The organism is Streptomyces sp. NPDC047525 (genome assembly GCF_040643025.1).
GTDB lineage: Bacteria > Actinomycetota > Actinomycetes > Streptomycetales > Streptomycetaceae > Streptomyces > Streptomyces durmitorensis.
Genome location: NZ_JBEYTL010000021.1, coordinates 88,755 through 112,493 on the forward strand (window position 1 = coordinate 88,755; position 23,739 = coordinate 112,493).

Genomic DNA, 23,739 nt, shown 5'->3' on the forward strand with positions numbered 1-23,739 from the left:
GGCGCACAGAAGGCGGAACAGAACCATGGATCTCGGCGTGCGCTGGAGGCTTCACGGCGACGGGCGCACCCCCGCGCCCGGAGCCGTCGTCCGTCCCGACGAGCGGCTCTCGTGGCCGCGCACCTTCGGGCTCGGCGCCCAGCACGTCGTCGCCATGTTCGGCGCGTCGTTCGTGGCGCCCGTCCTGATGGGCCTCGACCCGAACCTCGCGATCATGATGTCGGGCGTCGCGACCGTCATCTTCCTGCTCGCCACGCGCGGCAGGGTGCCCAGCTACCTGGGCTGTTCGCTCTCCTTCGTGGGCGTGGCCGCGGTCATCCGCGCACAGGGCGGCTCCTCCGCGACCGTGACGGGCGCGGTCTTCGTGGTCGGCGCGGCGCTGTTCCTGGTGGGCCTCGCCGTCCAGAAGTTCGGGGCGCGGATCATCCATGCCGCGATGCCGCCGATCGTCACCGGCGCCGTCGTCATGCTGATCGGCTTCAATCTGGCGCCGGTCACCGCCTCCACGTACTGGCCGCAGGACCAGTGGACGGCGCTCCTGGTGATGCTGTTCACCGGTCTGGCCGTGGTGTGCCTGCGCGGATTCTGGTCACGTGTCGCGATCTTCCTGGGGCTGATCTTCGGATACGCCCTGTCCTGGGCCCTCGACCTGGTCTTCGGCAAGATCCACTCGGCGGACGGCTCGGGCAAGGTCGTCGACCACTGGCGTCTGGACCTCTCCGCCGTCGGCAACGCCGACTGGATCGGCCTGCCGTCCTTCCACGCGCCGAGCTTCGAGTGGTCGGCGATCCTCGTCGCCCTGCCCGTGGTCATCGCGCTCGTCGCCGAGAACGCCGGGCACGTCAAGGCGGTCGGCGAGATGACCGGCGACAACCTGGACGACAAGCTCGGCACGGCGATCTCCGCCGACGGCGCCGCCTCCATGCTCTCCACGGCGGTCGGCGGCCCGCCCAACACGACGTACTCCGAGAACATCGGCGTGATGGCCGCGACCCGCGTCTACTCCACGGCCGCGTACTGGGCCGCCGCGTGCTTCGCCCTGCTCTTCGGCCTCTGCCCCAAGTTCGGCGCGGTCGTGGCGGCCATTCCGGGCGGCGTGCTCGGCGGCATCACCGTCATCCTCTACGGCATGATCGGACTGCTCGGCGCCCAGATCTGGATCAACGCCGGGGTGGATCTGCGCAATCCGCTGAACCTCGTCCCGGCCGCGGCGGGCATCATCATCGGCGTCGGCGGCGTCTCGCTGAAGATCAGCGACAACTTCGAGCTGAGCGGCATCGCGCTCGGCACGATCGTCGTCATCACCGGCTATCACGTCCTGCGCGCCTTCGCCCCGCCGCACCTCAAGTCGCAGGAACCGCTGCTCGATTCGGGCACGTCCACGTACGACGAAGGCGACGGGTCCCCGGAAGCGGGCGCCGACGGCTCTCAGCCGCGCGCCAAGTCGTAGGCGTAGCCGGGCGTGAACGTCCCCGGTGCGCCCTTGCAGCCGTCGGACTCGCCCGGCAGTTTGATCCACAGATAGGCGTCGACACGGGCCACGCCGGTCCGCAGCGTCGGGCTCGGTCCGAGCCCCCGTCCCGCCGGGTCGCACCACTCGCCGTCAGCGGGGGCGCCGTTGCCGTTGCGGCTCGTGTCGATGACGGCGCCCAGGCCGGGCGGGCCGCCGAGCGCGGACAGGACCTTGCGGGCATAGGCGGCCTCGTCGCCGGTGCGGTGGAAGTTCGAGACGTTCGTGAAGATGCCGTCGGACGACGCGGCCGAAGCGGCGCCCGCCGCACGCAGCCGCCCGGCCTGCTTGGCCGCGGCGTTCCAGCCCGAGTGCCCTGCGTCGAAGTAGACCCTGGCCCTGGGGTTGGCGGCCTTGAGGGTGCGCCCCGCGCGGGCGAGCGAGGCGTAGCGCGCGGTGCGCTGCTTCGCCGAGAGGCATTCGGAGAGCGCGATCGCGTCCGGTTCGAGGATGACGATGACCTCGCCGGAGCCGAGGCCCGCGGCGAACTTCCCGATCCACGCGTCGTACGCCGCGAGGTCCGGCGCACCGCCCTGCGACGCGCCCCCGCAGTCGCGGTCCGGTATCGCGTACGGCACGACGACGGGCACCCGGCTCCCGGCGCCCGACGACACCGCGCGCACCCGCGAGGTGATGGTCCCCGGCGCGTACTCCGCGAACCACACGGCGGCGGGGCGGTCGGCGATCCGGGACTCGATCAGCGGGCGGCGCGGATCACCCCGGTGCGCCCTGACCCAGTCGATGACCTGCGAATCACCGTGCCGGTAGAGGGAGTTGGCCGAGGGGTCGGCGGTGGTCCTCTTCGGACGCGGGGTCGAAGGCTTCGGCTTGGGCTTCGGTACCGGCGACGCGGAGGACTTCACGGGCGACGGCTCCGCCGATGACGCCGACGCGGACGGCGTCGGCACCGCGGGCAGCGGTTCGAGCGTCGGTGACTTCGTCACCTTCGGGCGCGCCCGGTCCTTGCCGCCGCCCTCGTCCAGGGCGGAGACCATTCCGGCGACGGTGCCCACCGCGGCCACGACCGAAGCCGCCGCGACCATGACCCCATGGCGGGCGGCGCGCCTTCGTCCGGCCCGCCGTTCGGCGCGATATCGCGCGCGGTTGCCTGACACGATGCTGCCCCTCCCCTCCCCCGTGTCCCCCTGACACGGCGCGCCGGCTCCCCTCCCCAGGGGCACACACGGTCGCCGTTCCCTCGTTCTGGGGAAGCGGCCGGTGCGGCGGCATTCCGGCCAGCCTAGGACTGGGACCCTGCCACCATGGCGCAGTTGGAGCGGTTCGCGGAGTTCACAGGCTCGGCACACGGGGTTGACGGCGTGGTGACGCGGATGCGCGCGCTGGGCGCCGGCTTCCCCTCGGGCGACGGGGTCGGGGTCTTCAACCGGGTCTATCTCGCGGTCACCGAAGAGGTCGGCCGGCACGTCGACAGGGGGCGATTCCCGGACACCGGAGCCGCGATCACGCTGGACGTCCTGTTCGCCGAGCGCTATCTGACGGCGGTCGAGACGGTGGCCGCCGACCGCAGACCGCCCGCGTGCTGGCGTCCGCTGTTCCAGCTGCGGCGCCATCCCGGCGTACGCCCCCTGCAGTTCGCTCTCGCGGGCATCAATGCGCACATCGGGCACGACCTTCCGCTGGCCGTCATGGACGCCTGTCGTACGCTCGGCTGCGAACCGGCGGACCTGGAGGACGAGTTCGACCGCGTGGGCGACATCCTCGTCTCGCTGGAGGAGCGCATCCGCGAAGAGCTGATGCCGGGTCCCGACCTCTTCCAGATCGCCGACCCGCTGACCCACCTGCTGGGTTCCTGGAGCCTGGAGCGGGCCAGGGACAGCGCGTGGGCGACGGCGCTCGCGCTGCGGGCCCTGCGCGAACTGCCCTCAGTCGCCGAGGAGTTCCAGGGCCGCCTCGACGGAGCGGTCGGCCTGGTGGGCCGGATGCTGCTGACGCCCCTGCCCGACTGATCCGGCCGCCCCGCGTCCGCCGCCGAGGAACTCCCCGGCGATAGCTGTACGTTGAATGCAGTGACCCCGGATGCGAAGGAGCACCAGCATGGCCACACGACTCGGACTCGGCCTCCCGCAGGGCCGGCAGTATCACATCGGCCGTGACGTCCCGGCCGTGGCCCGCGCGGCCGAGGAGATCGGGTACGAGAGCCTGTGGGTCTATGAACGCGTCCTGTTCCCCGAGCCCGCGACCCAGGGTCTGTACGGCATCGAGGGCCTGCCCTGGCCCGACACGTACCGCTCGGTGGCCGACCCGCTGATCACGCTGACGCTCGCCGCCGCGGCCACCGAGCGGGCCCGCCTGGGCACCAGCGTGCTGGTCGCCCCGCTGCACGTGCCGTTCCAACTGGCGCGCTCCCTCGCCACGTTGGACGCGGCGAGCGGCGGCCGCGTCGTCGCGGGCCTCGGCACGGGCTGGTCGCACGACGAGTACGCGGCCGCGGGAGTGGCCCCCTTCAACCGGCGCGGCAAGGTCCTGGACGAGCTGATCGACGTCTGCCACGCGGTGTGGGGCCCGGACCCGGTGTCGTACGAAGGGGAGCTGACGACGATCGCGCCCTCGGTGGTCGGCCCCAAGCCCGCGCGCCCCATCCCGATCCTGCTGCCCGCCAACAGCCCGCGCGCCCTGCGCAGGCTCGTCGACCGCGCCGACGGCTGGATGCCGATCGGCACGGGCGCCGCGCAGCTTGCCGAGCAGGCCCAGACGCTGAAGGACCTGGCCGCCGAGCGGGGCCGTACGGAACCGGTCCAGAGCGTCCTGCGGGTCAACGCCCGGTACACGCCGACCGCGTACGAGGGCGAGAAGCGCGCCCCCTTCCGGGGCAACGTCGCGCAGATCGTCGAGGACATCGAGGCGCACGCCTCGGTGGGCGCGGTGGAGGAGATCCTCATCGAGCTCGCGGGCAGCGCGCGGGACGCGGAGGAGCTGAAGGATCTGGCGGCGGAGGTGTACGAGGCGGCGAGGGCAGCCGGGGTATAGGGGGGCGGGCCCCGAAGGGGCGCACCCCAGGGGCGCGGGGAACTGCGCGACCAGCCACGACGGCCGGGCAGATTCCCACGCGCCCAGGCGAAACGGCGCTGCCGATCAGTCCTCGGGCAGCTCGACGGGAGCGATCTCGTCGTACACGTCCCCGGGACCAGGGTTGGTCCCGTCCGTGGCCCCGCCGAGGTGATGCATGACGCCCCACACGGCGTTCAGGGCGGTCGTCACGGCGCCTTCGGCCCACCCGGCCGTCCAGGAGATGTCGTCACCGGCGAGGAAGATCCCCCGCTTGTCCTCGGGCAACGAGCCCTGCATGAAGTGCGTGAACAGACGCCGCTGATAGCGGTAGTGGCCCGGCAGGTTCGCCTTGAAGGCGCCCATGAAGTAGGGCTCGTTCTCCCACGACACCGTCACCGGGTTGCCGATGATGTGCTTGCGGATGTCGACCTTGGGATAGATCTCGCCGAGCGACTTGAGCATGACCTCCATGCGCTCGTTCGCCGACAGCGGCAGCCACTTCAGGCTGTCGTCGCACCAGGTGTAGGAGAGGCAGATGGTCGCGGGCTTGTCCGGGCCGTCGTCCAGGAGGTAGGTGCCGCGCGTCATGCGGTCGGTGAGCGTCATCGACATGACGTCACGGCCGGTCTCCTCGTCCTTGTCCAGCCAGAACGGCCGGTCGACCGGGACGAAGAGCTTGGAGGACTCCATGTAGTGGGTGCGCTCCATCGCCGTCCAGTGGTCGATGGGGAAGAGCGTGTCGTCACACGCGATCTTGGAGAGCAGCATCCAGGACTGGGCGGTGAAGATCACCGCCTGGTAGGTGCGGATGTCGCCCGAGGAGTCGGTGACGGTGACGCGGTTGCCCGCGGTGCGGTCCAGACGGGTCACGGCGGGCTTGGGCACACCGCCCTCGTGCAGCGAGCTCAGGGACGTGCCGGGCTCCCAGTGCACGATCTTCTGCGGCTCGCGGTCCCACATGCGCAGCGGCAGCTGCTGGCTGCCGCCGACGATGCCGCGGTGGTGGTCGTCAGCCTCGGTGTAGACGACGCGCAGGATCTCCAGGATGGAGTTCGGGAAGTCGGTGTCCCAGCCGCCCGTGCCGAAGCCGACCTGGCCGAAGATCTCGCGGTGCCGGAAGGACTTGAAGGCCTCGGACTCGCAGAGGAAGCCGTAGAAGGTCTGGTTGTCGAGCTTCTCGACGAGCTTGGACCAGATCTCGCGGATCTTCGGCACGTCGCGCTCGCGCAGGGCGCGGTTCATGTCGGAGAAGTCGGCGCCCTCCTCCAGGCAGGAGTTCCAGGCGTTCATCACGTCGCGGTAGACCTGGGGCAGGTCGTCGACGGACGTCGCGTAGTGGGACTCGCCCTTGAGGTCGACGACCGTCGAGGGGGTCGACTCCGCGAGCGGGTTGGGGAAGGGCTGGGTCTTGAGGCCCACCAGGTCGATGTAGTGCTGGAGCGCCGTCGAGGACGGCGGGAAGCGCATCGCGCCCATCTCGGCGGTCAGGTCGCCGTCACAGCCCTCGAACCCGACGGTGCGCAGCCGGCCGCCGATCTGGTCGGCCTCGTAGACGACGGGCTTGAGGCCCATCTTCATCAGTTCGTACGCCGCCACGATGCCGGACAGACCGCCGCCGATGACCGCGACCTCCGTGCCGTGCTCGGTCGCGGGTATCTGGCCAAGGCCCGCCGGGTGCGCGAGGAAATCGTCGTACGCGTAAGGGAAGTCCGGACCGAACATGGTGATCGGCGGCTGCGCGTCGGTGTGCTGGACGGCGGTGGGCACCGTGGACGTCATGAGGTACGGACTCCTTGCGGGAACGGCAGAACAGAAGAAGAAGGGCAGGCTCGGGGGGAGGTGGGGGGAGGCTCAGATCAGGGACGCGTACAGACCCGGGCGGCGGTCTCGCAGATAGGGGTTGGCCTCGCGCGACGCGGCGAGGAAGGCCGGGTCGGCGTCGGCGAACACCAGCTGCTCGTCGCGTCCGGCGCGGGTGCGCGCGACTCCGTCGGGACCGGCCAGCGTGGAGAGCCCGACGAACTCGAACTCCCCTTCCTTGCCGACCCGGTTGACGTACGCGACGTACATCTGGTTCTCGAAGGCCCGCACCGGCACGACGGACTCGGCGACGAACTGGAAGGGGTGCATCTGGGCCGTGGGCACGAGCAGCAGGTCGGTGCCCGCGAGGGCGTGCGCGCGGACGTTCTCCGGGAACTCCACGTCGTAGCAGATCATCAGGCCGATCCGCAGACCGCCCAGCTCCGCCTGTACGACGGCCTGTTCACCGGGCGTGAAGGAGTCGCGCTCGAAGCAGCCGAAGAGGTGGGTCTTGCGGTAGTTCGCAAGCCGCGCGCCGTCGGGGCCGATCAGCTGGACGGAGTTGAAGACCTGCTCGCCGTCCCGCTCCGGGTAGCCGTAGGCGACCGCGACGCCGTGGCGTACGGCGGTCTCGGCGATCGCGGCGGCGGACGCCCCGTCGGCGGGCTCGGCGAGGCGTGCCACGTCGTCGCCGATCGCGTACCCGGTGAGGTACATCTCCGGGGCCACCAGGAGACCCGCGCCCGCCGCGGCGGCACGGGCAGCGGCCTCGTCGAGCGCCTTCAGATTGGCGGCGACGGAGCCGGGGCGGCCCGAGCTCTGGAGCAGGGCGGTGCGCAGCGGGGGCATGGCGGGACCTCGGGGCATGCGAAGGGACGGACGGACTGGTGGGGACCGTTAGACCGTACGGTCGGCGGGCCCGGCCGGACAAGGCGCGAGCGTTGCGGGCAGCCGCTCGATCCGTTGCGCGTGCGGGGCCCTGAACGGCGATTCGTTGCGCGGCGCCGTGCGCCTCGGGTATCGGGGGTGTCCACCTCCAGGCGCAGAGGTCCGCCTCGGGCCCCCGCCGCGCGGCGGAAGCGGGGTCCCGCCCATGGCCGGACGTGCCATACCCCCCTTCCGCGAGAGCGTGATCTCACCCGGAAACGCCGGGTGAACGGCCTCGAAGACGGAGGGCTCCCATGAGCCGCACGACCTCGCCCCGCCACCGCAACCACCCCCGCGCCATCGCCGTGGGCGCCGCGCTGCTGCTGACCGCCGGGGCGGCGGGCGTGGCCGTCGCATCCGGCGACGACGCGGCGCGCCCCAGCACTGCGCACACCGGCACCGCGCACCCCGGCACGGGCACAGCGCGCTCCGCGTCACACACCGACGCCCAGGCCAAGCCCCGTGAGGCGGCCGCGCTCACCGGCAAGGCGAAGATGTACCGCAAGACCACCGAGGACGTGACGTTCACCTTCGACGCGCACCTGGCGGCGAAGAACAACGGTGACCCGACCAAGGCGACCGGCACCTTCAGCTTCGTCCACCTGGACAAGCCGGGCGGCGAGGGCGGCTGGGCGAAGGGCCGCATCGACTGCCTGATGACCGGCGGCAAGGTCGCCACGGCGACCGGCATCATCACGGACACGAACCTGAAGCAGATCAAGGGCGGCCGCGTCGGCTTCACCGTCCACGACCAGGGCGAGCAGGACCGCGTGGGGTACAGCTGGGCCGCGACGGGCGCCCCCGACAACACCAAGAAGCTGACCAAGTGCACGAGCTCCGCGCCGCACGAGAAGGTCAAGAAGGGCACCGGCGACTTCGACGTCGTGCCGTGGAAGGTGCCGTACCCGACGAACTGACGCCCGGCCGCGACAGCCACGGAGCCGGGGAGCCACCCGTACAGGGTGGGGGAGCGCCCCGAAGGGGCGCGGGGAACTGTGCGACCAGCCACGAACGACCCGCAGTGTCCGGACCGCCCATCCAGCGGAGCGCTTACGCAGGCGACCCCGAAGAGAATCTCCGCATCAGAGGCGAAAGCACCAGCACGGACTTCGTGCGCTCCACGAAATGCTCCCCCGCGATCCGCTCCAGCACGCGCTCGAAATGCCGCATGTCGGCCGCGAAGACCTGGACGACGGCGTCCGCCTCCCCAGTGACGGTGGAGGCGGACGCGATCTCCGGATAACGCTCGAGCCCCCGCCGGATCGCCTCCGGCGAGGTGTTGCGGCGACAGTAGATCTCGATGAACCCCTCGGTCTCCCAGCCGAGCGCGGCCGGGTCGACCCGCACGGTGAATCCCGTGATCGCCCCGGTCTCCCGGAGCCGGTCCACGCGCCGCTTCACGGCGGGCGCGGAGAGCCCGACCAGCTGGCCGATGTCGGCGTAGGAACGGCGGGCGTCCTCGGCGAGGGCGTGCACGATGCGTTCGTCGAGATCGTTCAGTCGCACTGGGGGTGGATCACTTCTCTGCGGAGGCCAATCGGGAGCGGCTCATGCCGTACAGGAAGTAGAACACGAGGCCGACGGCCATCCAGACACCGAAGACCGTCCAGGTGATGGAGTCGAGGCTGAACATGTTGTAGGCGCAGAAGCCGAAGCCGAGCACCGGGAAGAGCCAGCCCAGCGGCACCCGGAAGGTGCGGGGCATGTCCGGGCGGGTCCGGCGCAGCACGATCACCGCGATGTTGACCAGGCCGAAGGCGAAGAGCGTACCGATGCTGGTGGCGTCGACGAGCTTGCCGAGCGGGATGACCGAGGCGAGCGCGCCGCAGAACAGCGACACGATGACGGTGTTCACGCGGGGCGTGCCGGTCTTCTTGCTGACCTTGCCGAACACCTTGGGCACCAGGCCGTCGCGGGACATGGCGAACAGGACGCGGGTCTGGCCGTAGAGCACGGTCAGGACGACGGACGCGATGGAGATGACCGCGCCCGCGGCGAGGATCGTGCCCCACATGCTCTGACCGGTGACGTCGTTCATGATCGCGGCAAGCGTGGCCTCGGAGCCCTCGAAGTCCGTCCAGTTCCAGGCACCGACGGCGACCGCGGCGACCAGGACGTAGAGGGCCGTGACGATGATCAGCGAGAGCATGATCGCGCGGGGCAGGTCGCGCTGCGGGTTCTTCGCTTCCTCACCGGCGGTGGAGGCGGCGTCGAAGCCGATGTACGAGAAGAAGAGGCTCGCCGCCGCGGCGCTGACTCCGGCCGTGCCGAGCGGCATGAAGTCCGAGTAGTTGCCGGACTTGAAGCCCATGAAGCCGATGGTGCAGAAGAGCACGAGCGCGGCGATCTTCACGATGACCATGATCGTGTTGGCCGTCGCCGACTCCTTGGCGCCGCCGAGCAGGAACACCATGGCGAGCAGCACGACGATCAGGCCGGGCAGGTTGATGATGGCGCCGTCGACCTCACCGGGCGCCGCGGAGAGCGCGTCCGGGATCGTGACGCCGATGGTCCCGTCGAGCAGCTCGTTGAGGTATTCGCCCCAGCCGACGGCGACCGCCGCGACCGATACGCCGTACTCCAGGACCAGGCACCAGCCGCAGACCCAGGCGATGAGTTCACCCATCGTTGCGTACGCGTATGAGTACGAGGAACCCGCGACCGGTATGGAGCCCGCGAGCTCGGCATACGAGAGCGCGGAGAAGAGCGCGGTGAGTCCGGCGATCACGAAGGAGATCGTGACGGCGGGCCCGGCCTTGGGGACGCTCTCGCCGAGGACGACGAAGATGCCGGTGCCGAGCGTGGCGCCGATGCTGATCATGGTCAGCTGCCACATGCCGAGGGAGCGCCGCAGCGAGCCGCCCTCACCCTGGCCGCCCTCCGCGACCAGGAGTTCCACCGGCTTGCGCCGCATCAAGCGGCGGCCAAGTCCCGTGACCCCCGGGGGGCTTGGGCGGTTCTGCGGGGGTGCGCCTTGGTCGAGCACGCGTGGCTCCTTCATCGCTGCCGGTCAGGGCGGCGGGACCGGCGGCAGGCCCCACGCATGGATGGGGACCGCCGAGCAGGCGGTCCCCGCCACACCACGTACAGCGGATGACTCTATGAGGCGTTCTTCACGTACGTAATGCAGCAACCTTGCGCAGGCCCGCATGATCGTTGCGTACATCCCCTTCCTGCGGGTCTTCGTTGCGCGGTCCGTTTCGTCCGTTGCGCGCCGAGGCCCCCTGACGGTCATTGACACTTCGTCAGATCTCCCCCATCGTGCACCCCGGTCGAGAGGGAGGCAGCAGGCCATGGACCTCGATGTGCTGTACGAGATCGACGTACCGAAGCCCTGGAACGGACCCCATCCGCACGGGCAGCGCACCGCCGAGCAGCGCGCCTACCGCGAGGCCGTGGAGCAGATCCGGCTCGCGGACCGGGTCGGGTTCCGCACGGTGTGGGCCGTGGAGCACCACTTCCGCGAGGGCCGCTCGCACTGCCCGGCACCCGAGGTGCTCCTCGGCCATCTCGCGGCGCTCACCGAGCGGATACGCCTCGGCTTCGGCGTCACCCTCACCCCCTTCGGCTTCACTCCCCCGCAGCGGATCGCGGAGAAGGTGGCGGCGGTGGACGTGCTCTCGGAAGGGCGCGTGGAGTGGGGCACGGGCCGCTCGACTCCCATGGAGCAGACGGCCTTTGGGGTCGACAGGGAGCAGTCGCGGTCCGACTGGCGCGAGGCGATCGAGATCGTGACGGGCATGTGGCGCGAGGAGTACTTCGCCTACGAGTCCGAGCGGTTCTCCTTCCCCCGCCGGATGGTCACGCCGAAGCCGGTCCAGGACCCGCATCCGCCGTGCTGGATGGCGGCGACGTCACCCGGCTCGGCGGAGGTGGCGGGTGCGGCGGGCCTCGGCCTGCTCTCCTTCTCGATCATGCAGCCGCTCGACGCGATGGCCCGTCAGGTCGCCGCCTACCGCGCGGCGGCGCGCACGCCGTCCCCCCTCACGGACGTCACCACGGACCGCGTCAGCGCGTACACGCTGGTGCACGTGGCGGACCGCCCCTCGCGCAGGGTCTGGGACTCGGTGGCCTGGTGGTACCGCAACCTGGCCCAGTTCACGCTCGACTGGGAGCTGCCGCACCTGACCGCCGAGGAGCGCGAGCGGACCTTCCCCCTCCTCACCCCGATCATCGAAGGGAGCGTCCCCGTCGAGGAGTTCAACGACGGCGACATGATCCTCATCGGCGACGCGGAGACGATCGTCCGCAAGGCCAAGCACTACGCCGACCTCGGCATCGACCAGCTCATCTGCTACGTCCAGTGGGGCTATCTGGAGCACCGGGAGATCCTGCGCACGATCGAGATCCTGGGCAAGGAAGTCATCCCGGAACTGGCGTCGTACAGGCCCCGGCGGACGGCACCGTGAGCGAGCCCCTCGACACCTCGCCCGTCCCCGACTACGCCGCCCTCCACCGCCTGGACGACCGGGCCTTCGTCCTGCTCGGCGCGGGCAACGGCATCGGCCGCCAGACCGCCCACGCGCTCACGGCCGCGGGCGCGCGGGTCCTGTGCGTGGATCTCGACAAGAGCCGCGCCGAAGCGGTCGCGGCCGAGACGGGCGCCATCGCGTACGTCGCGGACGTGACGCGCCGCCACGAGGTACGGGAGCTCTTCGCTTACGCACGCCGGGAGTTGGGCGAGGTCGGCGGTGTCGTCGACATCGTGGGCATGGCCCGCTACACGCCCCTGGACGAGCTGGACGACGCGTCCTGGGACTGGCACTTCTCCCTCGTCCTGCGGCACGCCTGGCTCGCGGTCCAGTACGGCGGGCAGGCGCTGGCCGAAGCGGGCGGCGGCCCCCTCGTCTTCGTCGCGTCGGTGTCGGGCCTGACGGCGGCGCCCCTGCACGCCGCGTACGGCGCGGCCAAGGCGGGCCTGATCTCCCTGGTCCGCTCGGCGGCGGTGGAGTACGGCCCACGCGGTGTACGGGTCAACGCGGTGGCGCCCGGCGTCGTCTGGACGCCGCGCGTGGCCGCCCTGATCGGCGAGGAAGGCCGTGCGCGCAACGCCCGCAACGCCCCGCTCGGCCGGGTGGCCGAGACCTCGGACATCGCGTCCGCCCTGCTCTTCTTCGCCTCGCCGCTGTCCTCGTACGTCACCGGGCAGACGCTCGTCGTGGACGGCGGGGTGGGCGTGAAGTTCCCCTATCCGACCATCGGGGGTGCACGGTGAGGGAGTTCGTGCGGGGCGCGCCCTGGTGGACCGAGGACGGCCGGGTGGTGCGCGCCGACCCGGCTGACCGGGATCGGCTGCCCGCGGACACATGGGAGCGGGCGGGCGTCCCGGCCGGGGTCAGGCTGGAGTTCACCGCGCGGGGAGTGAGCGCGGTGGAGGTCGAGTACACCGCGTCGGAGCCCTCGCAGACGGACTCGTACCGTGACGTGCCCGCGGTGTTCACGCTTCTCGCGGGCGAGGACTGCGTGGACACCCCCGCGGCTCCCGGCGGACACCGGGCGCTGATCCATCTCCCTTGCCCCGACGGCGAGTTCACCCTGCATCTGCCGGAAGCCCTGCGGCCCGTCCTGCACGGCGTGCGCCCGGTCGACGGCACCCTGCGACCCGCCGACCGCCGGCCGCGCTGGCTGGTCTACGGGGACTCGATCGCGGAAGGCTGGTCGGCCTCGCGTCCCCATCTGGCGTGGCCCGCGCTCGCGGGCCGGGCACTCGGAGTGGAGACGGTGAACCTCGGGTACGCGGGCGCGGCACGCGGGGAGGTGGCGAGCGCCGAGCAACTCGCCTCGCTGGACGCCGACTTGATCACGGTCGCCTTCGGCACGAACTGCTGGTCGCGTACGCCGCATTCGGCGGGGCTGCTCCACGAGACGGTGCGGGCGTTCCTGGGCCTGGTGCGCAGGGGCCACCCGGACGTCCCTCTCCTGGTGGTCTCCCCCGTGGTCCGCCCGGACGCCGAGAGGACACCGAACGCACTCGGCGCCACGCTCCGGGACCTGCGGACCGCCGTGGAGCGGGCGGCCCTGGACGCGGGGACCGATCTGCTGCCGGGCGGCGAACTGCTGGACGCCGGGCACCTGGTGGACGGGGTGCATCCGGGCGACGAGGGCCACGCCCTGCTGGCGAAGGCTGTGGCGGCGACCAACGCCCCGTAAGGGGCGCGGGGAACTGCGCGACCAGCCACGGCGAATCCGCAGACGAACGACGCAGCTCCCCGCGCAGCGGTCAGCTCCAGGAGGCGTGCAGAGGCTTGCCCTCCGCATAGCCCGCGGCACTCTGCACACCCACGGTGGCCCGCTCCGCGAACTCCTCCAAGGACCCCGCGCCCGCGTACGTGCAGGAGGAACGGACACCCGCGATGATCGAGTCGATCAGGTCCTCGACACCGGGCCGCTCCGGGTCCAGGAACATCCGCGAGGTCGAGATGCCCTCCTCGAACAGCGCCTTGCGGGCGCGGTCGTAGGCCGACTCCTCGCTCGTGCGGTTCTTGACCGCGCGGGCCGACGCCATGCCGAACGACTCCTTGTACAGGCGGCCGTTGGCGTCCTGCTGCAGGTCGCCCGGGGACTCGTACGTCCCGGCGAACCACGAACCGATCATGACGTTCGACGCACCGGCGGCCAGCGCCATGGCGACGTCACGGGGGTGGCGGACACCGCCGTCGGCCCACACGTGCTTGCCGAACTTCTTGGCCTCGGCGGCGCATTCGAGCACCGCGGAGAACTGCGGGCGGCCGACGCCGGTCATCATGCGCGTGGTGCACATGGCGCCGGGGCCCACGCCCACCTTGATGATGTCGGCACCGGCCTCGATCAGGTCCCGCACGCCCTCGGCGGCCACGATGTTGCCCGCGACGATCGGCACCTGCGGGTCGAGCGCACGCACGGCCTTGACCGCGGCGATCATCGACTCCTGGTGGCCGTGCGCGGTGTCCACGACGAGCGTGTCCGCGCCCGCGTCCAGGAGCTGCTTGGCCTTGGCCGCCACGTCGCCGTTGATGCCGACGGCGGCGGCGATGCGCAGCTTGCCGTTGGCATCGACGGCGGGCGAGTAGAGCGTCGCGCGCAGGGCGCCCGTGCGGGTCAGGATGCCCGCGAGGCGGCCGTCCTTGTCCACGGCGGGGGCATAGCGGCGGTTCGCGTGGTCCAGCTTGTTGAAGGCGTCGCGCGGGTCGATGTCCGCGTCGAGGAGCACGAGGTCCCTGGACATGACCTCGGAGATCTGGGTGAAGCGGTCGACGCCGTTCAGGTCCGTGTCGGTGACGACGCCGATCGGCTTCTGGTCGGCGTCCACGACGACGCCCGCGTTGTGCGCGCGCTTGGACAGCAGGGCGAGCGCGTCGGCGACGGTCTGCGTGGGGGCCAGGACGATCGGGGTGTCCAGGACGTGGTGGCGCGTCTTGACCCAGGAGATGACCTCGGTGACGACCTCGATCGGAATGTCCTGCGGGATCACGACGAGGCCGCCGCGGCGGGCGACGGTCTCGGCCATGCGGCGTCCGGCGATCGCGGTCATGTTCGCGACGACCAGCGGGATCGTGGTGCCGGTGCCGTCCGGCGACGAGAGGTCCACGCCCTGGCGCGATCCGACGGCGGAGCGCCGCGGCACCATGAAGACGTCGTCGTACGTCAGGTCGTACGCAGGCTGGATGTCATTGAGGAAACGCACGTGCTGCTCATCCCAGTCGATCAGAGGTGGCCCCCGGACAGTTAGGCCGAGGGAAAAGCACGTACTTCAGTGTCCCATGTCCGGGGCGGTGCACCGCCTGGGATGATCACCCAGCCGGGGTGCGAGAGCCCTGGTCGGAACCTCCAAGTACCGGCCGCGACGGTCACCGTCCGCTCAGGCCCGGGTGCCGAGCGCGAGAACGATCTCCAGGCCCGTCCCGCGCCCCCTGGCGTACTCGACCGCGTCGGTGAACACCTCTTGGGCCACGATCCACTCCTGGGGCGCTGCCTCGGCGTACTCCTGCCAGCCGCTGACGACGAGCAGCCGTCCGGGTGCGGCGGGCGCCCATCCCAGGTCGGTGAGGCAGTCGGCGAGCGCGTCCCAGTTGCGCCCGAACCAGTCGGGCAGCTCGAGCGCGCGGGCGCAGCGGTCCATGAAGGCCGCCTTGTCGCTCACGCCGCTCAGGTCGAGCGAGACGGTGGCCATGCCGGCGGCGCGGACGGCCTCCAGTACGGGCTGCATCGGCTCGGACGTCATCTCAGTACCGCCTTGAAGGACGTGTAGTGGTCGTCGGTGTAGTAGGTCTCGCCGCCGCTCCCGGTGACGATCCGCCGTGCGCCCCGGTCGCGTTCGCCGGGGGTGCGCACGGTGTACTCGCGGTAGTAGCCGCGTTCGCGGCGCGGCAGCTCCCGCTCGAAGTTGCTGAAGACCGAGCCGTCCTTCTCGTACGGGAAGGGCCCGCCGTCATCGATGAGCCGCAAGGTCCGCCGGGCCTCGGCGGGCAGCCGGTCGACGGGGACGGTCGCCATGCCGCGGGCCCAGGCGGGGGCGGAGGCGGAGCTTTCCGCTTCGCCGCCACCACCCGAGGAACACCCCGTGACCAGGATCGCGAGACAGCACAGCAGCACACCCAGCACACGGGGGACAAAGCGGAGCACCATGGGGCAGATGCTGCCACAGCCGACCCTGCACGGCAGTGCCCCGAAGGGGCGCGGGGAACTGCGCGACCAGCCCCCCGCGGCCCGCGGACGACTCAGCTCCCGTCCGGGTCCGCCCGGTCCAGCGCGGGGTGCGGAGTGGCCCCCATGACAAGCAGCTGGTCTGCCGCGGCCGTGTCCGTGACGAGGCTGGTGACGAGCCCGGACCGCAGCACCGCGTCGATGGCGGCAGCCTTCCGCTGCCCGCCCGCGATGGCGACGACCTCAGGAATCCGTCGGAGCCGGTCGGCTTCGACCGTGATGCACCGCTCCCCGAGGTCACGCCCGACCCGACGCCCCTCGGCGTCGAAGAGGTGCGCGGACATCTCGGCGGCCACACCCAGCGAGGCGTAGTGCGCGCGCTCCTCGTCGCTGAGCATGTCGTGGACGGTGGAGATGCCGGGCTCCCAGGAGCCGATCGAGACGGCGGCGACGGTGACCTTGTCGAAGTACTCAAACGCCCGCGCGATCCCGGTCTGGTTCCGCAGCGCGGCAGCCGTGGCCGGGTCCGGCAGGAGCATCGGCGCGTAGATGGGGTGGGCCTCGCCGCCGGAGACCTGCGCGGCACGCCGCACGGCCTCGACCGAACCGCGTTCGGCGGTCCCGGCGTCGTACACACCCGTCAGCTGCACGACCGTGCACGGCGGCAGCTGGTCGAGGGCCGCGGCCATGTGGATGGTCGAGCGCCCCCACGCCAGGCCGAGCACATCGCCCTCGGTCACCAGTTCGCCGAGCAGATCGGCCGCGACCTCGCCGAGGTTCTCGGGGTCGGGCGACTCCTCGACCTCGTCGGCGGAGGACGGCGACTCGACGACGACCGCGTGCCGCAGGCCGTAGCGGGCACGGAGCGCGTCCGAGCGCTCCGCGTCCAGCTCGGCGGGCACACGGATCTCGATCCGTACGAGATCGCGCTCGAGAGCCGTCTCAAGGACCCTGGCCACCTTGAAGCGGCTCACGCCGAACTCCTCGGCGATCTGGATCTTGGACTTGCCCTCGAGATAGAAGCGGCGGGCCATGGCCGCCGCCTGCACCAGCTCCGCGGGTCCCATCCGCATGGCTGACCGGCCGCCCGTCGACACGACGATCTCCTCACTGTCATTTCAAGCAACTGTCGTTCACGCATTCACACCCATTGGTGCGGCTTCGCGCGCATTGCCACGACTTCACGCGCATTGCCGCAGCGCAACTGGGTTCGTCGTTCATCCTTGCAGATCCGACGTACTTGATCAGCCCTGAAGGACTGCGTTCACGTATCCGTGGCTCAGTGGCCGCATGCCCATGCCGCCGTGGACATCGCCCCGGACGCCTGGCTGCGCAGTGCACGTACCGCCGCCGCGGGGTCGTTCGCCCCGTACACGGCCGAGCCCGCCACGAAGACGTCGGCGCCTGCCTCGGCGCAGCGCTCGATGGTCGCGGCCGAGACACCGCCGTCGACCTGGAGCCAGAGCTCGAGGCCGTGCTTGCTGATCAACTCGCGGGTGCGGCGAATCTTCGGGAGCATGATGTCGAGGAACGCCTGGCCGCCGAACCCCGGCTCGACGGTCATGATCAGCAGCATGTCGAGCTCTGAGAGCAGATCCTCGTAGGGCTCGATGGGCGTCGCGGGCTTCAGCGCCATGGAGGCGCGGGCGCCCTGGGCGCGGATCTCGCGGGCCAGGCGGACGGGTGCGGCGGCCGCCTCCACGTGGAAGGTGACGGACCCGGCGCCCGCTTCGACGTACTGCGGAGCCCAGCGATCGACGTCCTCGATCATCAGATGGCAGTCCAGCGGCGTGTCCGTCGCTCGGGCCAGGGACTCTACGACCGGCACCCCAAGGGTGAGGTTAGGGACGAAGTGGTTGTCCATGACGTCGACATGGAGCCAGTCGGCACCTTCGACCGCCGTTGCCTCCTCGGCAAGACGGGCGAAATCCGCGGACAGGATGCTGGGGTTGATCTGCACGGCCATGCCCCAAGACTGCCATGCCCTGCGCCGGTTGCCTTCCGCGGTCCGCAGCGTGAGCCAACCGGCTCCTTTGACCATGGACCGCGTGCCATGCTGGGCGGTCCACCGGCACCACGTGGGGCAGCGGGGGTAAGCCATGCCAGACGATCGGTCGGACGGAAAGCGCCGGACGGGCCGCGGCGTGGCCTGGCTGGTGTGCGGGCGGCGCACCAAGTGGCTCGTGGTGCTGTTCTGGCTGGTGGCGATCGTGGTCGCCGCGCCACTCGCCCAGAAGCTCACGGACGCCCAGGACAACCAGGCGTCGTCCTGGCTGCCCGGTTCCGCGGAGTCGACCCAAGTCCTGGACATCTCCGCGGAGTTCAGGCCCGAGCAGATTCCCGCGATCGTCGTGTACGCCCGCGAGAGCGGTCTCACCGCCGATGACCGGGCGCAGATCTCCGAGGACGCCGGCGAGCTCAAGGCCCTGAGCGCCCATGGCATCCGCGGCGCGGAGACCCGCGGGCCCGCCTTCGACACGAAGGATCCGGGGAACGCCAAGGCGGCGCAGATCTTCGTGCCCATCACGATGGACGAGAAGGGCTGGGAGCGGATCGCGCCCGCGGTCGACTCCATCCGGGAGACCGTGGGCCAGGGCACGGGCGGGCTCACGGTGCACGTCACCGGGCCCGGCGGTACGTCGGCGGACTTCTCCGAGGCCTTCGAGGGCATCGACTCGACGCTGCTCCTCTCGGCGGCCGGAGTCGTCGTCATCATCCTCCTGATCACCTACCGCAGCCCGGTCCTCCTGCTCGTCCCGCTGATCGCGGCGGTCGTCTCCCTCTTCACCGCGCAGGCGCTGATCTACCTCCTGGCGGAGCACGCCGGTCTGACGGTCAACGGCCAGAGCGCGGGCATCCTCACGGTCCTCGTCTTCGGCGCGGGGACGGACTATGCCCTGCTCCTGGTCGCCCGCTACCGCGAGGAGCTGCGCCGCCACGAGGACCGGCACGAGGCGATGCAGCTCGCCCTGCACCGGGCGGGCCCCGCGGTCATCGCGTCGGGCGCCACGGTCGTCGTCAGCATGCTGGTGCTCCTGACCGCCGACATGAACTCGACGCGGGGCCTGGGCCCTGTCTCCGCGATCGGCGTCGCGGTCGCCCTGCTCGTAATGCTGTCCCTGTTCCCCGCGCTCCTGGTGGTCTGCGGCCGGTGGCTCTTCTGGCCGCTGATCCCGCACAACGGCTCGGACGAGCCCACCGAGCACGGCGTGTGGGCCCGCATGGGCCGCCGCATCGCCCACCGCCCGCGCCTGACCTGGAGCATCACGGCGGTGGTCCTCGCGGCCCTGGCGCTCGGCCTGACGCAGCTGCGCGCCGAAGGGCTCAGCAACGCGGACTCGTTCACGGACAAGCCGGACTCGATCGTGGGCCAGGAGGTGCAGGCCGAGTACTTCCCCGCGGGCAGCGGCGACCCGCTGGTGATCGTGGCCAACGCCGGCCAGGGCGAGGAGGTCCGCGCTGTGGTCGCCCAGACGCGCGGCGTGGACCCGGCGAGCGTCGGCGTGCCGCCGGGGACGAAGGCGGAGGCCGGGGGCAAGGTCCTGTTCGAGGCGACGCCGACCGACCCCGCCGACAGCGAGGCGGCCAAGCAGACCGTGGAGCGGGTGCGCGACGCGGTGCACGCGGTGCCGGACGCGGACGCTCAGGTGGGCGGCGGCACGGCGGCCCTCCTGGACATGGACCGCGCCACGGCCCACGACAACAAGCTGGTGATCCCGCTCGTCCTGCTGGTCGTCCTGCTGATCCTCGCCGTGCTGCTGCGCGCCCTGGTCGCGCCGCTGCTCCTGATCGCGACGGTCGTGCTCTCCTTCTCCGCCGCGCTCGGCATCAGTGCGCTCGCCTTCCGCCACCTCTTCGACTACGCGGGCGAGTCCACGGACTTCCCGCTCTTCGTCTTCGTGTTCCTGGTGGCGCTCGGCATCGACTACAACATCTTCCTGTCGACCCGCATCCGTGAGGAGGCGGGCCGGCAGGGCACCCGTGCGGGCGTCGTGACCGGCCTCGCCGCGACCGGCGCGGTCATCACGTCCGCGGGTCTGGTCCTCGCGGGCACCTTCGCCGCGCTCGGCACGCTCCCGATGGTGGCGTTCGCCGAGATCGGCTTCGCGGTCGCGCTCGGCGTCCTGCTCGACACCTTCGTCGTACGGTCTGTCCTGGTCACGGCGTTGTTCCTGGACGTGGGGCCGAAGGTGTGGTGGCCGCACGCGCTGAGCAAGGACCCTGCGGTGCGTACGCCCGTCGGCGCCCGCTCGGGCGGCCCGCCGAGCGCGCCTCCGCCCGACGCGTAGGCGGGCCTACCTCACTCCGCCCCACGTCACCCCGCGCACAGCAGGTCCAGGGCCGACTGGCTCTCCTCGTCCGCGGCGCGGTAGATCACCAACCGCTGGTCCGGGTCCTCGATGGGCATCAGCACCTCGAATTGCACGGCGATCTCGCCGACCTCAGGATGCCGCATCACCTTGCTCCCGCGGCCGTTCACCTTGATGTCCCGCTCGGCCCACATACGCGCGAATTCCTCGTCGCCCGCGGTGAATTCGGTGATGAGATCGGTCAGCGCCCGGTCATCGGGATGCGCGGCCCACGCGGCACGCAGGTGCGCGATCCCCTCCCGCACGACGCGCTCCCGGTCGACATAGAACGCACGGATCTGCGGATGCATCAGGCACAGCCACATCGCATTGCGCCGCGCGGGCGGCAGAGTCCCGAAATCGATGAGCAGCCTCGCCATTTCGGGGTTCCAGGCCAGGATGTCGTAGCGGTGGTTCATCAGCATGGCCGGCAGCGGCGACAGGTCGGCGACCAGCCGGGCCAGCGGCGGCGCCGCGGTGGTGGCGAGCTTGTCGGCGTTGCGGGGCCGCTGCCGGGTCAGGTCGAAGAGGTAGGCGCGTTCGCCGGGGGCCAGGCGCAGCGCACCGGCCAGCGCCTCCACCACGTCCGCCGACGGCCGCAGCCCGCGGCCCTGTTCCAGCCGCACGACGTAGTCGACGCTGACCCCGGCCAGTTCGGCGACCTCTTCGCGGCGCAGGCCCGGGGTCCGCCGGGCCTGCCGTCGCGCCGGCAGGCCGAAGTCGAGCGGGTCCAGGCGTTCGCGCCGGGTCCGCAGGAACGCGGCCAGCTCCTGTGTGGTGTCCACGGTGCGGGGCGTGCCCACAGTGCGGGTCGTCATGTCCACGGTGCGGGTCGTCATGGTCGGCCCAACAGCCAGGGTGGGACTGCTGTTCCCAGGAAGTGCCTTCCCTTATCCCCGGCTCGCGGCGGTCGCAGTCTTGTTCCCGGCAACGGATCACCAGCACAGGAGGACACGATGTCTCTCACCCTCGACACCTACCGGCTCCTTGGCCGCTCCGGGCTGCGGGTCTCACCGCTGGCTCTGGGCGCGGCGACCTTCGGCACCGAATGGGGCTGGGGCGCCGAGCAGGACGAGGCGCGCAAGCTGTTCGACCTCTACGTCGAGCACGGCGGCAATTTCATCGACACCGCCAACACCTATACGAATGGCAGCTCCGAGCGCCTCCTCGGCGAATTCGCCCGCGACAACCGGGAAAGCCTGGTCCTCGCGACGAAATACACGACGCTGCGCCGGCCCGGTGACCCGAATTCCGGCGGCCCGCACCGCAAGAGCCTGTTCGCATCGGTGGAATCCAGTCTGCGCCGGCTGAACACGGACTACATCGATCTGCTCCATCTCCACGTATGGGATTTCACGACACCGGTCGAGGAGATCCTGCGCGGCATGGACGATCTGGTCCGGCAGGGCAAGGTCTTGTACGTGGCGATCTCCAACGCACCGGCCTGGCAGGTGTCGCGCATGCAGGCGATCGCCGACCTGCGCGGCTGGTCGCCGCTGGTCGCGCTGCAGATCGAGTACAACCTGATCGAGCGCACCGGGGAACGTGACCTGATCCCCATGGCACGTGAGATGGGCCTTGGCGTGGTGCCGTACTCGCCGCTGGCAGGCGGAGTACTGACCGGCAAGTACGGCCGCGACGACCTGACGGCGACGAGCACCCCGGTCAACGACGGCACCCGCAAGGACTTCACCATCGCCAACGGCGGGCTCACCGAACGGAACCTGGACATCGCCGATGCCGTGCGGGAGGTCGCCACGGAGCTGGGCCGCACGACCGCCCAGGTCGGCCTCGCCTGGACCCTGCGGAACCCGGGCGTGACATCGTCCCTCATCGGCGCCCGCACGCTGCCACAGCTGCAGGACAATCTGGGCGCCCTGGAGGTCGACTTCACGGCCTCCCAACTGGCCCGCCTGGACGAGGCGAGCGCGATCGAGCTCGGCTTCCCGCACGCCATGCTCGCCGGCGACAGGATGCGCGCGGTGACCCAGGGCGACCTGAAGATCGAAGCCCGCCGCTGACGCCCGGCCGAGCCCCCGAGGGCGGCGGCAGTGCCGCCGCCCTGGGGGCGGCCCTGCGTCAGGCAGTCCGCCGGATCAGCGCCAGGTACATCGCGTCCGTGCCGTGCAGATGCGGCCACAGCTGCAGGTCGGGTCCGTCGCCCAGGGCCGGGACGCCGGGCAGCAGCGGGCGCGCGTCGATCAGTTCGGCGCCCTCGTGCTGCTTGAGCACGTCGTCGACGACGGCACGCGTCTCCGCGAGGTGCGGAGAACAGGTGGCGTACCCGACGACGCCCCCGACGCGCACGGACTCCAACGCGGTGCGCAGCAGCCCCCGCTGGAGCGGTGCGAAGCCGTCCAGGTCCTCCGGACGGCGGCGCCAGCGGGCCTCGGGGCGGCGGCGCAGGGCGCCGAGTCCCGTGCAGGGCACGTCCATCAGGACGCGGTCGAAGGTGCCTGGCTGCCACGGCGGCCGGGTGCCGTCGGCGGCGATGACCTCGTAGGGACCCGGATTGCCTCGCAGGGCCTGCGCGACCAGACGGGCCCGGTGCGGCTGCTTCTCGGCGGCGAGGAGGGCGGCGCCGCGCTGGGCGGCGAGACCGGCGAGCATGGCGGCCTTGCCGCCGGGCCCCGCGCATCCGTCGAGCCACTTCTCGTCGCGCCCCTCGATCGGAGCGTTCGCGAGTGCGATCGCGACGAGCTGGCTGCCCTCGTCCTGGACCCCGGCACGGCCCTCGCGCACGGCGTCGATCGATCCGGGTTCGCCGCCCTCGCTGAGCCGCACGGCATACGGCGACCAGCGCCCCGGCAGCGCGGACTCCTCGCCGACCGCGTCGAGGAGTTCATCGGCGGTGGTGCGGCCGGGGCGGGCCACGAGGGTGACCTCGGGCCGCTCGTTGTCGGCCTCCAGGAGGTCCTCGATGCCCGCACGGCCGCCGCCGAGCGCGTCCCAGAGCGCGGAGACGACCCAGCGGGGGTGCGAGTGGACGACGGCGAGGTGGTCCTCGGCGTCCTCGTCGTAGGACGGCGCGACCTTCGCCACCCACCCGTCCAGATCGTCGGCGGCGACCTTGCGCAGGACCGCGTTGACGAACTTGGCCCGCCCGTCACCGAGCACCACGCGCGCCAGCTCCACGGAGGCGGAGACGGCGGCGTGCGTCGGGATGCGCGTCCCGAGCAGCTGGTGCACGCCCATGTTGAGCACGTCCAGGACCGGCGGGTCGACCTCGCGCAGCGGCCGGTCGATGCAGGCGGCCACGATCGCGTCGTACGTCCCCTGCCTGCGCAGCGTCCCGTAGACCAGCTCGGTGGCGAGCGCCGCGTCACGCGCGTCGAAATCGCCCTTGTCACGGGCCTTGCGCAGCAGCGGCGGCAGGACGAGGTTCGCGTACGCGTCGCGCTCGTCCACGGCCCGCAGCGCCTCGAAGGCGAGGAAGCGGACGGGGTCCTTCTTGGGGCGGCGGTGGGGCTTGCCGGGCTTGCCCTGCTTCTGGGGTCGCCGGCTTGGCTGGTCGTTCAAAGG

At 71.3% G+C, this 23,739-nt stretch carries 21 protein-coding genes; 9 read left to right on the top strand and 12 right to left on the bottom strand.

The features are described from left to right. Positions 1–25 precede the first annotated feature (25 nt). Positions 26–1,450, top strand: a complete 1,425-nt coding sequence (locus tag ABZ833_RS39415; RefSeq protein ID WP_361057709.1) for a solute carrier family 23 protein — start codon at positions 26–28, stop codon at positions 1,448–1,450. Here the strand turns inward: ABZ833_RS39415 and ABZ833_RS39420 are convergent. Continuing rightward, entirely contained in the window at positions 1,429–2,553 is a 1,125-nt protein-coding gene (locus tag ABZ833_RS39420) for a glycoside hydrolase family 6 protein (protein WP_361057797.1), read from the bottom strand. The genes ABZ833_RS39415 and ABZ833_RS39420 overlap by 22 nt on opposite strands. A 219-nt stretch (positions 2,554–2,772) precedes the next feature. Here ABZ833_RS39420 and ABZ833_RS39425 point away from each other — a divergent pair, with 219 nt between their 5' ends. Beyond that, a complete protein-coding gene (locus ABZ833_RS39425; RefSeq protein WP_361057711.1) occupies positions 2,773–3,477 on the top strand; it encodes a DUF5995 family protein in 705 nt (234 codons plus the stop codon). Between the two features lie 88 nt (positions 3,478–3,565). Further along, positions 3,566–4,498, top strand: coding sequence for an LLM class F420-dependent oxidoreductase (locus ABZ833_RS39430; RefSeq protein WP_361057713.1), 933 nt, complete (start codon positions 3,566–3,568; stop codon positions 4,496–4,498). A 105-nt stretch (positions 4,499–4,603) separates the two neighbouring features. Here the strand turns inward: ABZ833_RS39430 and ABZ833_RS39435 are convergent, their stop codons facing one another. Both ABZ833_RS39435 and ABZ833_RS39440 read right to left on the bottom strand, forming a co-directional pair. Further along, complete coding sequence (locus ABZ833_RS39435) at positions 4,604–6,298, bottom strand: NAD(P)/FAD-dependent oxidoreductase (protein ID WP_361057715.1); 1,695 nt, start codon at positions 6,296–6,298, stop codon at positions 4,604–4,606. A 72-nt stretch (positions 6,299–6,370) separates the two neighbouring features. Next, positions 6,371–7,159, bottom strand: a complete 789-nt coding sequence (locus ABZ833_RS39440) for a carbon-nitrogen hydrolase family protein (RefSeq protein ID WP_361057799.1) — start codon at positions 7,157–7,159, stop codon at positions 6,371–6,373. A 341-nt stretch (positions 7,160–7,500) separates the two neighbouring features. Between ABZ833_RS39440 and ABZ833_RS39445 the strand changes: the two genes are divergently transcribed. Continuing rightward, positions 7,501–8,163, top strand: a complete 663-nt coding sequence (locus ABZ833_RS39445) for a Repetin (RefSeq protein ID WP_361057717.1) — start codon at positions 7,501–7,503, stop codon at positions 8,161–8,163. A 133-nt stretch (positions 8,164–8,296) separates the two neighbouring features. Here ABZ833_RS39445 and ABZ833_RS39450 read toward each other — a convergent pair whose 3' ends face one another. Then, positions 8,297–8,752 (bottom strand): Lrp/AsnC family transcriptional regulator, encoded by a 456-nt coding sequence (locus ABZ833_RS39450; protein WP_190084898.1) that lies wholly within the window; start codon positions 8,750–8,752, stop codon positions 8,297–8,299. A gap of 10 nt (positions 8,753–8,762) precedes the next feature. Further along, positions 8,763–10,232 carry an amino acid permease gene (locus ABZ833_RS39455; protein ID WP_361057719.1) on the bottom strand — a complete coding sequence of 490 codons (1,470 nt, stop codon included), beginning with the start codon at positions 10,230–10,232 and terminating at the stop codon, positions 8,763–8,765. A gap of 307 nt (positions 10,233–10,539) precedes the next feature. Here ABZ833_RS39455 and ABZ833_RS39460 point away from each other — a divergent pair, with 307 nt between their 5' ends. Genes ABZ833_RS39460 through ABZ833_RS39470 form a run of 3 tightly spaced genes read left to right on the top strand, consistent with a single transcriptional unit; the run spans position 10,540 to position 13,396 of the window. Then, positions 10,540–11,655, top strand: a complete 1,116-nt coding sequence (locus tag ABZ833_RS39460) for an LLM class flavin-dependent oxidoreductase (RefSeq protein ID WP_361057721.1) — start codon at positions 10,540–10,542, stop codon at positions 11,653–11,655. Beyond that, entirely contained in the window at positions 11,652–12,461 is an 810-nt protein-coding gene (locus ABZ833_RS39465) for an SDR family oxidoreductase (protein ID WP_361057723.1), read from the top strand. Before ABZ833_RS39460 ends, ABZ833_RS39465 begins: the two co-directional genes overlap by 4 nt. Beyond that, positions 12,458–13,396 (top strand): GDSL-type esterase/lipase family protein, encoded by a 939-nt coding sequence (locus ABZ833_RS39470; RefSeq protein ID WP_361057725.1) that lies wholly within the window; start codon positions 12,458–12,460, stop codon positions 13,394–13,396. The genes ABZ833_RS39465 and ABZ833_RS39470 overlap by 4 nt, the downstream gene beginning before the upstream one ends. A gap of 70 nt (positions 13,397–13,466) precedes the next feature. On the opposite strand, the gene ABZ833_RS39475 is transcribed toward ABZ833_RS39470, so the two are convergent. The 5 genes from ABZ833_RS39475 to rpe all read right to left on the bottom strand — a co-directional run bounded on the left by ABZ833_RS39475 (position 13,467) and on the right by rpe (position 17,834). Next, positions 13,467–14,909, bottom strand: coding sequence for a GuaB1 family IMP dehydrogenase-related protein (locus ABZ833_RS39475; protein WP_361057727.1), 1,443 nt, complete (start codon positions 14,907–14,909; stop codon positions 13,467–13,469). Between the two features lie 174 nt (positions 14,910–15,083). Then, positions 15,084–15,446, bottom strand: coding sequence for a barstar family protein (locus ABZ833_RS39480; RefSeq protein WP_361057729.1), 363 nt, complete (start codon positions 15,444–15,446; stop codon positions 15,084–15,086). Beyond that, on the bottom strand, positions 15,443–15,850 hold the full coding sequence (locus tag ABZ833_RS39485) for a ribonuclease domain-containing protein (RefSeq protein ID WP_361057731.1): 408 nt from the start codon (positions 15,848–15,850) through the stop codon (positions 15,443–15,445). The genes ABZ833_RS39480 and ABZ833_RS39485 overlap by 4 nt, the downstream gene beginning before the upstream one ends. Positions 15,851–15,942: 92 nt before the next feature. After that, positions 15,943–16,941, bottom strand: a complete 999-nt coding sequence (locus tag ABZ833_RS39490; RefSeq protein WP_249593136.1) for a sugar-binding domain-containing protein — start codon at positions 16,939–16,941, stop codon at positions 15,943–15,945. 206 nt (positions 16,942–17,147) lie between these two features. Next, entirely contained in the window at positions 17,148–17,834 is a 687-nt protein-coding gene (rpe, locus tag ABZ833_RS39495) for a ribulose-phosphate 3-epimerase (RefSeq protein ID WP_249591149.1), read from the bottom strand. Between the two features lie 133 nt (positions 17,835–17,967). On the opposite strand from rpe, the gene ABZ833_RS39500 reads away from it, so the two are divergent. Then, positions 17,968–20,157, top strand: a complete 2,190-nt coding sequence (locus ABZ833_RS39500; RefSeq protein WP_361057734.1) for an MMPL family transporter — start codon at positions 17,968–17,970, stop codon at positions 20,155–20,157. Positions 20,158–20,183: 26 nt separating this feature from the next. On the opposite strand, the gene ABZ833_RS39505 is transcribed toward ABZ833_RS39500, so the two are convergent. After that, the gene (locus tag ABZ833_RS39505; RefSeq protein ID WP_361057736.1) at positions 20,184–21,035 is read right to left on the bottom strand and encodes a helix-turn-helix transcriptional regulator; all 852 of its coding nucleotides are present in this window, start codon (positions 21,033–21,035) and stop codon (positions 20,184–20,186) included. Between the two features lie 138 nt (positions 21,036–21,173). Here ABZ833_RS39505 and ABZ833_RS39510 point away from each other — a divergent pair, with 138 nt between their 5' ends. Further along, positions 21,174–22,238, top strand: coding sequence for an aldo/keto reductase (locus ABZ833_RS39510; protein ID WP_361057738.1), 1,065 nt, complete (start codon positions 21,174–21,176; stop codon positions 22,236–22,238). Positions 22,239–22,296: 58 nt separating this feature from the next. Here ABZ833_RS39510 and ABZ833_RS39515 read toward each other — a convergent pair whose 3' ends face one another. After that, entirely contained in the window at positions 22,297–23,736 is a 1,440-nt protein-coding gene (locus ABZ833_RS39515) for a transcription antitermination factor NusB (protein ID WP_361057740.1), read from the bottom strand. Positions 23,737–23,739 lie beyond the last annotated feature (3 nt).

Coding starts and splice junctions, on each gene's coding strand:
- ABZ833_RS39415 (WP_361057709.1), top strand. CDS start 26: ATGGATCTCGGCGTGCGCTGGAGGCTTCACGGCGACGGGCGCACCCCC.
- ABZ833_RS39420 (WP_361057797.1), bottom strand. CDS start 2,553: ATGGTCGCGGCGGCTTCGGTCGTGGCCGCGGTGGGCACCGTCGCCGGA.
- ABZ833_RS39425 (WP_361057711.1), top strand. CDS start 2,773: ATGGCGCAGTTGGAGCGGTTCGCGGAGTTCACAGGCTCGGCACACGGG.
- ABZ833_RS39430 (WP_361057713.1), top strand. CDS start 3,566: ATGGCCACACGACTCGGACTCGGCCTCCCGCAGGGCCGGCAGTATCAC.
- ABZ833_RS39435 (WP_361057715.1), bottom strand. CDS start 6,298: ATGACGTCCACGGTGCCCACCGCCGTCCAGCACACCGACGCGCAGCCG.
- ABZ833_RS39445 (WP_361057717.1), top strand. CDS start 7,501: ATGAGCCGCACGACCTCGCCCCGCCACCGCAACCACCCCCGCGCCATC.
- ABZ833_RS39460 (WP_361057721.1), top strand. CDS start 10,540: ATGGACCTCGATGTGCTGTACGAGATCGACGTACCGAAGCCCTGGAAC.
- ABZ833_RS39480 (WP_361057729.1), bottom strand. CDS start 15,446: ATGACGTCCGAGCCGATGCAGCCCGTACTGGAGGCCGTCCGCGCCGCC.
- ABZ833_RS39485 (WP_361057731.1), bottom strand. CDS start 15,850: ATGGTGCTCCGCTTTGTCCCCCGTGTGCTGGGTGTGCTGCTGTGCTGT.
- ABZ833_RS39490 (WP_249593136.1), bottom strand. CDS start 16,941: ATGCGGATGGGACCCGCGGAGCTGGTGCAGGCGGCGGCCATGGCCCGC.
- rpe (WP_249591149.1), bottom strand. CDS start 17,834: ATGGCCGTGCAGATCAACCCCAGCATCCTGTCCGCGGATTTCGCCCGT.
- ABZ833_RS39500 (WP_361057734.1), top strand. CDS start 17,968: ATGCCAGACGATCGGTCGGACGGAAAGCGCCGGACGGGCCGCGGCGTG.
- ABZ833_RS39505 (WP_361057736.1), bottom strand. CDS start 21,035: ATGACGACCCGCACTGTGGGCACGCCCCGCACCGTGGACACCACACAG.
- ABZ833_RS39510 (WP_361057738.1), top strand. CDS start 21,174: ATGTCTCTCACCCTCGACACCTACCGGCTCCTTGGCCGCTCCGGGCTG.